General features: G+C 33.3%; 9 protein-coding genes and 1 pseudogene. 1 reads left to right on the top strand and 9 read right to left on the bottom strand.

Features of this window, described 5'->3' with window-relative positions; all coding sequences use genetic code 11:
• The 3 genes and pseudogenes from LDL23_RS06125 to LDL23_RS06115 form a co-directional block, all read right to left on the bottom strand.
• Nucleotides 1-228 (bottom strand): annotated as a pseudogene (locus tag LDL23_RS06125) (peptidylprolyl isomerase); the annotation flags it as partial.
• Nucleotides 212-1,063, bottom strand: a complete 852-nt coding sequence (locus LDL23_RS06120; RefSeq protein WP_291264920.1) for a hypothetical protein — start codon at nucleotides 1,061-1,063, stop codon at nucleotides 212-214. The gene LDL23_RS06120 and the pseudogene LDL23_RS06125, both read right to left, overlap by 17 nt.
• Nucleotides 1,064-1,067: 4 nt before the next feature.
• The gene (locus tag LDL23_RS06115) at nucleotides 1,068-3,035 is read right to left on the bottom strand and encodes a peptidylprolyl isomerase (RefSeq protein ID WP_291264919.1); all 1,968 of its coding nucleotides are present in this window, start codon (nucleotides 3,033-3,035) and stop codon (nucleotides 1,068-1,070) included.
• Nucleotides 3,036-3,162: 127 nt separating this feature from the next.
• On the opposite strand from LDL23_RS06115, the gene LDL23_RS06110 reads away from it, so the two are divergent.
• Nucleotides 3,163-4,758 carry a peptide chain release factor 3 gene (locus LDL23_RS06110; RefSeq protein WP_291264918.1) on the top strand — a complete coding sequence of 532 codons (1,596 nt, stop codon included), beginning with the start codon at nucleotides 3,163-3,165 and terminating at the stop codon, nucleotides 4,756-4,758.
• 52 nt (nucleotides 4,759-4,810) lie between these two features.
• On the opposite strand, the gene LDL23_RS06105 is transcribed toward LDL23_RS06110, so the two are convergent.
• The 6 genes from LDL23_RS06105 to LDL23_RS06080 form a co-directional block, all read right to left on the bottom strand.
• Nucleotides 4,811-5,692: a tetrahydrofolate dehydrogenase/cyclohydrolase catalytic domain-containing protein gene (locus LDL23_RS06105; RefSeq protein ID WP_291264917.1), complete on the bottom strand. Its 882-nt coding sequence runs from the start codon at nucleotides 5,690-5,692 to the stop codon at nucleotides 4,811-4,813.
• Nucleotides 5,693-5,755: 63 nt separating this feature from the next.
• Entirely contained in the window at nucleotides 5,756-7,093 is a 1,338-nt protein-coding gene (gene ffh, locus LDL23_RS06100; RefSeq protein WP_026724554.1) for a signal recognition particle protein, read from the bottom strand.
• Nucleotides 7,094-7,222: 129 nt separating this feature from the next.
• Nucleotides 7,223-7,669, bottom strand: coding sequence for a hypothetical protein (locus LDL23_RS06095; protein ID WP_291264916.1), 447 nt, complete (start codon nucleotides 7,667-7,669; stop codon nucleotides 7,223-7,225).
• A 48-nt stretch (nucleotides 7,670-7,717) separates the two neighbouring features.
• Nucleotides 7,718-7,906 carry a DUF2892 domain-containing protein gene (locus LDL23_RS06090; RefSeq protein ID WP_291264915.1) on the bottom strand — a complete coding sequence of 63 codons (189 nt, stop codon included), beginning with the start codon at nucleotides 7,904-7,906 and terminating at the stop codon, nucleotides 7,718-7,720.
• Nucleotides 7,907-7,918: 12 nt separating this feature from the next.
• Nucleotides 7,919-8,224, bottom strand: a complete 306-nt coding sequence (locus LDL23_RS06085; RefSeq protein WP_291264914.1) for a hypothetical protein — start codon at nucleotides 8,222-8,224, stop codon at nucleotides 7,919-7,921.
• Between the two features lie 50 nt (nucleotides 8,225-8,274).
• Nucleotides 8,275-10,000, bottom strand: a 1,726-nt coding sequence (locus tag LDL23_RS06080) for an efflux RND transporter permease subunit (protein ID WP_291264913.1), incomplete at its 5' end; no start/stop codon positions are given.

Genomic DNA, 10,000 nt, shown 5'->3' with positions numbered 1-10,000 from the left:
TTTATCCTCTAACTGTTTACCAAATAATTCACATCGGGTAATGTTTTTCGTATCAATTCCTTGTGCTCTTAATTGAATTAATTCTAGATCAATATCTGAATCTAATACTACATAATCTCCCACAACTCCTATTACTCCATCCACTTTTTCACGTTTTGTTTGAGCAAAAACGGTTGTGGTTACTAAAATTAAAAGGGATAAAAGGAATTTTTTATTTATAAATCTCATACTTGTTGTCTTTGATGGCGTCATTCGTAATCTCTTTTTCTATTGTATTTATTAAATCTAACTTTCTATTATTAATGATAATTTGTTTTATTGTGGGTCTTAAAAATTCCAAAGGTGTTGGACTATCTTTTGGCAAAACATTATTCACTTTAACCAACCAAACCGTTGTAGAATCAGGATATTGAAAATTCATACCACTTGAAATATATTTTTGTTTATTCTCTAAATTAATAAACGGAATTTTTTCATAAACCTGATTAATATCCACCCAGATAGAATCATTAAAAGCATAACTTTTGAACTGAACCGCAAGCTGTTCTAACTCTTTTCTATCTTTTTTGGTAAAGGAACTAAACTTTGATTTAATTTTTGCGAATTTTGGATTTTCTTTAACTAAATTAATATAACGAAGTTTTACCAACTCTGAAGAATTTTTAAAATACTGCTTATTTTTTGCATAATACGCTTCAATTTGAGCCTCAGAAACAACTGTATCTATTTGTCTAACAACCAAACTTTCAATATAATCTTTTGTGTACAAATCAACTTTATACTGATCGATTAACGCATTAAATTCAGAGGCCTTGTCCTTTCCTATATTACGTTCCGCTGCTTCAAATAATAATTTTTGAGTAGCCCATCTATCAATAAACGCTTTTACTATCGCAATACTATCTTTTTTCGAAGTCCCTTTTGGTACTAAATCTACAATATCATCTTGGAATAAATAATTTTCACCCACACGTGCTATTGCTTTTGGTTTCTTTGGTGCTTTAAAATAATCGCACGAAACAACCATAGCGCTAAGTAAAAATATTGTAATCCAAAACCTCATATTGCTATTTTGCTAATTGCTGTTTTACTTTTGCAAATACATCTGTATTCACTTTAATTTGGAATTCCCTTTTCAATTCATCAACCCAATTGTTTTCCAAATACTGTTGGTAATCGCTAATGACTCTTCCTTTACAATCGATAAATTCTTTTGGACCTGCTTCTTTTGTATCCTTAACATTGACTACAAAATAGTACTTATCTTTATTAACTACTGAAGTTACTCCAGTTTTAACATTTGGATATTGTGATAAAATATCATAATCTTCTTCGTAAAGACCAGATTTTACCATGATGTTTACCTTACCATCTTGATTTAACTTTTCTTTGATATAATCAATTGACTTCCCTTTTTTAAGGAATTTTTGAGCTTTTTCAATAGTACCTTTATCTGTTGACGACAAAATATCTACATTATATCTTTTTTTCCACTGGTAGTTTTGAATATTGGCTTTGTGGAAATTCATTAAACCTGTTGTGTCGGATTTGGCTCTGTTCCAAATTTCTTTTTCCATCAAATCAAACAACAATAAACCATCACGATATTCATCCATCACATATCTAAACTCAGGAAATTCGTTTTCTAAATTTTCATTATAATAACCAATTAACTGTTCGTCTGTAAATTTCTCGAACAATTCATCCGTTAATTTAGTAACTGGTTTAGTTTTAATATTTGATTTTTGTTGCGAATACACAAAATTAAGGAACGTTGGCGAAGTTATTTTCTTTGTTTTATCAATAGTTAAAACCGTTACATTTCCTTCTTTAGTAATTGCAGGCACTTCCCAAGTTTGAGAATAAAAAGCATCTGTTACTGATTTTTTAACTTGAGCCAATGCTTTAACATCTTTAACAACAGTATATTTTGCTCTTAATTTTTTAGCTAATGAATTTGTAATTAATAAAGAACGCTCGTCTTTTCTAATTTTATCTTCTAATTCCCCTTTCATATCATCAAAAGAACGAACCGGATGTTTCTCAATCAATTTAATAATATGCCATCCAAATTGCGATTGAAAAGGAGCCGAAATTTGATTTTTATCTTTTAATTCAAAAGCCACATTTTCAAATTCTTCTGAACTCAATTGCCCCGAACCAAAACGTTGTAATACTCCTCCTTTTGAAGCAGAAGATTTGTCTTCCGAAAATTGTTGGGCCAAAGCCTCAAAGCTTTCTCCTTGTTGAATTTTTTTATAAATATCTTCAATAGTAGCTTTTGCTTTTTCATGTTGCGCTGCATCAGGAATATTTGGCTTAACAATCATAATGTGAGCCACCGTAACTTCTCCTCTATTCGCTCTTTTATCAACTACTTTTACAATATGATATCCAAAACGAGTGCGGAATGGTTTTGAAACCTGTCCAACTTTAGTTTTATAAGCCGCATTTTCAAACGGATATACCATTCTAAAGGCAGAAAAATAACCTAAATCACCATTATTTTCTTTTACCGATGGATCTTCAGATGTTTGTTTTGCAACAGTTACGAAGTCTTCTCTAGCATCTAATCTTTTTTTAATATCTAAAATTTTATTGTACGCTTTTAAAGTATCTTGTGGCAATGCGCCTTCGTCAACTAAAATTAAAATATGTGAAGCTCTAACTTCTTGTTGCATTCTATCATAAGCTTCATGCACCAATTCGTTGGTAACTTTAGAATCATTAACATAATTCTTAGATAATTGATTTCTATATGATTTCAACTCGTTTTGATACGAAGTTCCGTTTTGCAAACCTATTTTATTCGCTTTTTCAACTTTTAATTTGTACCCAAGAAACAAATCCAAATATTTGTCTAAATCTTTCTGAGAATCATCTTTAACTAAATCTAAATTTTTATTGTAAACTCTAATAAATTCATCTGTGTAATACGGATGATTGTCAATCGTAAATAAAACTTCTTTCGTTTGGGCAAACAAAAACGATTGAACAAGTAAAAAACCAAAAATAAGTAGGCGATTAATTTTCATATTAATTTATACATTTTAAGTTGTAATCGACAAAAATAACAATTCGAGACTATTCCACAACATTTATAAGCGACTATTAACAGAAATTTCTGCAAAAAAAAGTTACTTTTGCACAAAATTTTGAATAATGAGTTTTATAGAAGAAATAGCAAGAAGACGAACTTTTGGAATTATCTCGCATCCCGATGCCGGAAAAACGACTTTAACCGAGAAATTATTGTTGTTTGGAGGCGCAATTCAGGAAGCTGGAGCCGTAAAAAGTAATAAAATTAAAAAAGGTGCTACTTCCGATTTCATGGAGATTGAGAGACAAAGAGGAATTTCGGTTGCGACTTCGGTCTTGGCTTTCAATTATAAAGATAAAAAAATCAACATCTTAGATACACCAGGTCACAAAGACTTTGCAGAAGATACGTTTAGAACGTTAACCGCTGTTGATAGTGTAATTGTTGTAATTGACGTTGCAAAAGGGGTTGAGGAACAAACTGAAAAATTGGTAGAAGTTTGTAGAATGCGAAACATTCCGATGATTGTTTTCATTAACAAATTAGACCGTGAAGGAAAAGATGCCTTCGATTTGATGGATGAAGTAGAGAAAAAACTAAAACTTCGCGTTACACCATTGAGTTTTCCAATTGGAATGGGATACGATTTTCAAGGAATTTATAATATTTGGGAAAAGAATATCAACCTTTTTGAAGGGGATAGTCGTAAAAATATTGAAGAAACGATTGCTTTTAACGACATCAACAGTCCAGAATTAGAAGGAATTATTGGTGAAAAACCAGCAAACCGATTAAGAGAAGAATTGGAATTAATCGATGAAGTGTATCCTCCATTTAGCCGTGAAGAATATTTGGAAGGCGATTTACAACCGGTGTTCTTTGGTTCGGCTTTGAATAATTTTGGTGTTCGCGAATTGTTAGACTGTTTCGTTGAAATTGCTCCAACTCCTAGACCAAAAGAATCAGACACCAGATTAGTAAGACCAGAAGAAGAAAAATTAAGCGGATTTGTATTTAAAATTCATGCTAACATGGATCCAAAACACAGAGACCGTTTGGCTTTTATCAAAATTGTATCGGGAACGTTTGAAAAAAACAAACCGTATTTACATGTTCGTTTAGGAAAGAATTTAAAATTCTCGAGTCCGAATGCGTTTTTTGCTGAGAAAAAAGAAATTGTTGATATTTCATATCCAGGAGATATCGTAGGTTTACACGATACAGGAAACTTCAAAATTGGAGATACATTAACCGAAGGCGAAATCATGAATTTCAAAGGAATTCCGAGTTTCTCTCCAGAGCATTTTAGATACATTAATAACGCTGACCCATTAAAAGCAAAACAACTAGAAAAAGGAGTTGACCAGTTAATGGACGAAGGTGTGGCGCAGTTGTTTACCTTAGAAATGAACGGAAGAAAAGTAATTGGAACCGTAGGAGCGCTTCAATATGAAGTTATTCAATACCGCTTAGAGCATGAATATGGTGCGAAATGTACGTATGAAACTTTCCCTGCGTTTAAAGCATGTTGGGTAAAACCACAAGATCCTAAAAATACCGAGTTTGCCGAATTTAAACGTGTGAAACAAAAATTCTTAGGTCATGATAAATACGGACAATTGGTGTTCTTAGCCGATAGCGACTTTTCTATCCAAATGACACAACAAAAATATCCAACAGTAGAATTATTCTTTACTTCGGATTATCAGAAAAGATAAAAGAAAAGCCATTTCGTTTGAAATGGCTTTTTAATTTTATTTGGTTTTGTTATTATCTATTTCTCTTCTGCTCTCTTGCTAACAAAGTATTTTTCAACAACATTGCAATTGTCATAGGTCCAACTCCCCCTGGAACTGGCGTAATGAATGAAGCTTTTTTAGAAACGTTTTCGTAGTCTACGTCTCCTACAATTCTATATCCTTTTTCAGTAGTTTCGTCTTCTACTCTAGTGATTCCTACGTCGATTACTACTACATCATCTTTAACCATTTCTGCTTTCAAAAAGTTTGGAACTCCTAATGCAGAAATAATAATATCGGCTTGAGACGTAATTTGATTGATATTTTTAGAATGACTGTGCGTAACAGTTACAGTTGAATTCCCAGGAAATCCTTTTCTTCCCATTAAAATTCCCATTGGTCTTCCTACGATGTGGCTTCTTCCGATAACTACAGTGTGTTTACCATCGGTTGGCACATTATAACGTTCTAATAATTCTAAAATTCCAAAAGGTGTAGCTGGAATAAAAGTAGACATATCTAACGCCATTTTTCCAAAGTTTTCAGGATGAAAACCATCTACATCTTTACTTGGATCAATCGCTTCAATAATTTTTTGGGTATCGATTTGTTTTGGCAAAGGCAACTGAACAATGAATCCATCAATATCATCATTCTCATTCAATTCTTTGATTTTTTTCAAAAGCTCTGTTTCCGAAGTGGTACTTGGCATTTTAATCAAAGTCGATTCAAATCCTACTCGCTCGCACGATTTTACTTTGCTTCCTACATAGGTTAAACTTGCTCCGTCATTCCCAACGATAATGGCTGCTAAATGAGGAACTTTTTCACCTTTGGCTTTCATTTGCGCTACCTCAGCCGCAATCTCATTTTTAATATCTTCCGATACTTTTTTTCCGTCTAATAATTGCATTTTGTTGTGTTGTTTGTTGTTTTTATGCTATAAAAAAGACGCGATGAATCGCGTCTCTACTTATTATCTCATGCCTTTCATTCCGCCCATGGCTTTCATCAGGTTTTTACCCGCGCCACCTTGCATCATTTTCATCATTTTGCTCATTTGGTCGAATTGTTTCATCAATTGGTTGACTTGCTCAATTTTTGTTCCCGAACCTTTGGCAATTCTGGTTTTACGTTTTACATCAATTAATGATGGTTTACTTCTTTCAGCTGGTGTCATCGATTGGATGATAGCTTCAATATGTTTGAACGCATCGTCTTCAATTTCAACATCTTTTAACGCTTTTCCAGCACCTGGAATCATTCCAACAAGGTCTTTCATGTTCCCCATTTTCTTGATTTGCTGAATTTGCGCTAAGAAATCGTCAAAACCAAATTCGTTTTTAGCGATTTTCTTTTGTAATTTTCTTGCTTCTTCTTCGTCGTATTGCTCTTGTGCTCTTTCCACTAAGGAAACTACGTCTCCCATTCCTAAGATTCTATCCGCCATACGATTTGGATAAAACACATCGATAGCTTCCATTTTTTCACCAGTACCGATGAATTTAATTGGTTTATTCACTACCGATTTAATCGAAATTGCTGCTCCACCACGCGTATCACCATCTAACTTCGTTAAGATAACTCCGTCAAAATTCAATCTATCGTTGAAAGCTTTTGCTGTGTTTACCGCATCTTGTCCAGTCATCGCATCCACAACAAATAACGTTTCTTGTGGTTGAATTGCTTTGTGAACATTAGCGATTTCGTTCATCATTTCCTCATCCACAGCCAAACGACCAGCGGTATCGATGATGACTACGTTGAAACCATTCGCTTTTGCATGTTTGATAGCATTTTGAGCAATTTCAACAGGATTTTTATTTTCTGGTTCTGAATATACTTCAACACCAATTTGTCCACCTACTACGTGCAACTGATTAATTGCTGCAGGACGATAGATATCACAAGCAACCAATAAAGGTTTTTTATTCTTTTTAGTTTTTAGAAAGTTCGCTAATTTTCCAGAAAAAGTAGTTTTACCAGAACCTTGTAAACCCGACATTAAGATTACAGAAGGATTTCCAGAAAGATTTACTCCAGCAGCATCACCACCCATTAATTCAGTCAACTCATCTTTAACGATTTTAATCATTAACTGACCAGGTTGTAACGTAGTTAATACGTTTTCACCAATTGCTTTTTCTTTTACTCTTGTAGTAAAATCTTTTGCAATTTTAAAATTTACGTCGGCATCTAATAAAGCTCTACGAACTTCTTTAAGAGTATCGGCAACGTTAACATCGGTAATTTTACCGTGTCCTTTTAATATATGAAACGCTTTATCTAACTTATCGCTTAAATTATCAAACATGATTCTGTTTTTGTTTAATGAAGTGCAAAGATAAGATAAAGTTATAAAGTTGCAAAGTGAGAAAATAGGTTTGTTTTAAATAAAAAAACCAGCTATAAAAAGCTGGTTTTTTATTATAATTTATTGATTTTAATCTTTTTCTAAAGTAAGATAATCAATACTACCATCACCACCACTTACGTGCTTTAATTCGATTTTAGTAGCGGTTCTAGAAATCACATTCCAATCTTCGCTAATTTCTTCAAAGGGACCGTCAAGTGCAGTAAACATCATATCTAACTTAGTGTAACCACTATCGGCGTAAGTACTCCAATCACCCGATTGTGTTGTAGTTCCATTAGTAGCAGATAAAGCACTATCAGTTCCAAACGTAAAATTATAACCTGAGTAATTATTGGTTTTTACCACATCATTCTCTTTATATAAAGTTACTATCCACTGCCCATCTGTTACAGTCGAAGTAATTTCTGTCGGATTTGACACTTGACTTGAAGTATCATCATCGTCGCTACACATGGAAGCTACGTTCAGCAAGAAAAGAAATGATAAAATTGAAATTAATTTTAGTTTTTTCATAATTTTTTGTTTTGTTTGTTAACGCTAAATTATGAAAAATAGTATAATTTAATCTTGAATCTTAAATACTTTTCTTAAAATATCTTCCATTAAACACCATTTAGTGAAAGAAGATTGAAGCAAATTGGCTCCTACAAAAAGGGTAAACCAATACCAATTTTGGTTTACATACATTCCTAAAAGAACACTTAAAATAATAAAGGTTCCAGCTACTGCTCTAACAATTCTGTTGATCATAATTTTTGATTTTTAATTATATTTTTCTACCGATAAAACGGCTAAATGTACTTTTGAAACTGATTCAAGTTTTTTATTAAATTCTGTGACCTCATCAAATAGAGCATCTAAATTTTGTTGTAAAATGAAAGCATAAAACACTACCGAATCAGTTTCATTCATTTCCGAACCAAACCAATTATCTTCTACACTTTCTTCTGAAGCATCTCTAAAACCTTTTACATCGCGGTACGAATAGGATTTTACTTTTGCTTCTTTTAGCATTTTTTTGATATCTTTTTCAAAATCTGCTATGGCGGTGATTACTACTAATTTCATGTTTTTTTTATTTAAACCTGACAGGTTTTTGAAACCTGTCAGGTTGTTATTTAATTATTTTTCTCCCATTTTTTTCGTTCTACAATGTAGTAAATCAAAGGCACCACGATTAATGTCAACAATGTTGAAACAATCGCTCCTGCGACTAACGAAATAGCTAATCCTTGAAAAATTGGATCAAACAAGATAATTGAGGCTCCGATTACCACTGCTCCAGTCGTTAATAAAATTGGAGTGGTTCTAACGGCTCCAGCTTCAATGATAGCTTGTTTCATTGGAATTCCATCGTTCAAACGAATTTCGATAAAGTCAATCAGCAAGACTGAATTTCGCACCATGACTCCCGCTAAAGCAATCATTCCAATAAATGAAGTTGCAGTAAAGAAAGCCCCTAACAACCAGTGACCTAACACAATTCCGACCAAAGAAAGCGGAATCGCAACCATCATGACTAAAGGTGTTTTGAAATTTTGAAACCAACCTACAATCAGCATGTAAATCACGATAATTACAACTAAGAACGCTGCTCCTAAATCACGAAACACTTCTAAAGTAATTTGCCATTCGCCATCCCATTTTACAGTGAAATCACTTTCGTCTGATGGTGAACCGATATACAATTCGTTTACTTTGTAACCTTTTGGTAATTGCATTTTTTCTAACTTCTCATTCATTCCCAAAATCGCATAAACCGGACTTTCTAAGGCTCCTGCCATATCGGCTAAAACATATACTACTCGTTTTTGATCTTTTCTATAAATGGTATTTTGTAAAGTATCCGTAGTAACTTTTACCAAATCACTCACAGGAACAACATTACCACGACTTCCTTTGATTTTCAAATTTTGAATGTCTTGCATCGAAGTTTTGTCTTTGTCTGCTAAGGATAGTGTGATTCCTACAGGGTTATTCGAACGTTCATCATACAAGTTAGAAACTGGCATTTCTCTTAACAAATAAGTCAAATTACCGACTACTTGCTGTGGAGCAATTCCATTTAACATGGCTTTTTCTCTATCCACTTCCAATTTGTATTCTACTTGAGGAGCTTCTACCATCCAATCCGTATCTACTACATCAGAAGTAGTTTCTAAAATGGTTTTCACTTGATTCGCCACTTTAATTTGCTCTTCATAATCAGGTCCGTAAACCTCAGCCACTAAAGTAGATAAAACGGGTGGTCCTGGCGGAACTTCAACAATTTTTACATTAGCACCATATTTTTTAGCAATTTTTTGTACTTCTGGACGCACTACTTTTGCTATATCGTGACTTTGTAAATCTCTATCTTCTTTGTGTAATAAATTCACTTGAATATCCGCCATATTGCTTCCACCGCGCATATCGTAATGACGTACCAAACCGTTAAAGGTTATTGGAGCAGATGCACCTATATAATTTTGATAATCCACCACTTCAGGAACTGTTGAAAGATATTGTGCAATCTCTTTAGTAACCGCTGCGGTTCTTTCTAATGTAGTTCCTTCTGGCATATCGATTACCACTTGGAATTCGTTTTTGTTATCAAAAGGCAACATTTTCACCGCTACCGATTTTGTAAAAAACATCAAAACTGAACCGATTAACAAAACACCTGTAATCAAAAACATTAGATTACGTTTCTTAGAGTTGTCTAAAAGCGGTTGCTCAATTTTTTTGTAAATTTTATAAATTCTAGAAGTTTCTAAACCTTGTTCTTCTTTTTGCTCTTGCTCGTCTTTTTCATGTAATAAATGATAACCCAAATAAGGTGTAACAGTCAAAGCTACAAACAAC

It is taken from the genome of Flavobacterium sp., assembly GCF_020217025.1.
In the GTDB taxonomy this organism is placed as follows: Bacteria; Bacteroidota; Bacteroidia; order Flavobacteriales; family Flavobacteriaceae; genus Flavobacterium.
This window is presented reverse-complemented; position numbering and strand designations above follow the sequence as displayed.

Excerpts from the sequence above, each read along its gene's own strand:
- LDL23_RS06115 (WP_291264919.1), bottom strand. The coding sequence starts at position 3,035 with ATGAAAATTAATCGCCTACTTATTTTTGGTTTTTTACTTGTTCAATCG.
- LDL23_RS06105 (WP_291264917.1), bottom strand. The coding sequence starts at position 5,692 with ATGCAATTATTAGACGGAAAAAAAGTATCGGAAGATATTAAAAATGAG.
- LDL23_RS06120 (WP_291264920.1), bottom strand. The coding sequence starts at position 1,063 with ATGAGGTTTTGGATTACAATATTTTTACTTAGCGCTATGGTTGTTTCG.
- LDL23_RS06090 (WP_291264915.1), bottom strand. The coding sequence starts at position 7,906 with ATGATCAACAGAATTGTTAGAGCAGTAGCTGGAACCTTTATTATTTTA.
- ffh (WP_026724554.1), bottom strand. The coding sequence starts at position 7,093 with ATGTTTGATAATTTAAGCGATAAGTTAGATAAAGCGTTTCATATATTA.
- LDL23_RS06110 (WP_291264918.1), top strand. The coding sequence starts at position 3,163 with ATGAGTTTTATAGAAGAAATAGCAAGAAGACGAACTTTTGGAATTATC.
- LDL23_RS06095 (WP_291264916.1), bottom strand. The coding sequence starts at position 7,669 with ATGAAAAAACTAAAATTAATTTCAATTTTATCATTTCTTTTCTTGCTG.
- LDL23_RS06085 (WP_291264914.1), bottom strand. The coding sequence starts at position 8,224 with ATGAAATTAGTAGTAATCACCGCCATAGCAGATTTTGAAAAAGATATC.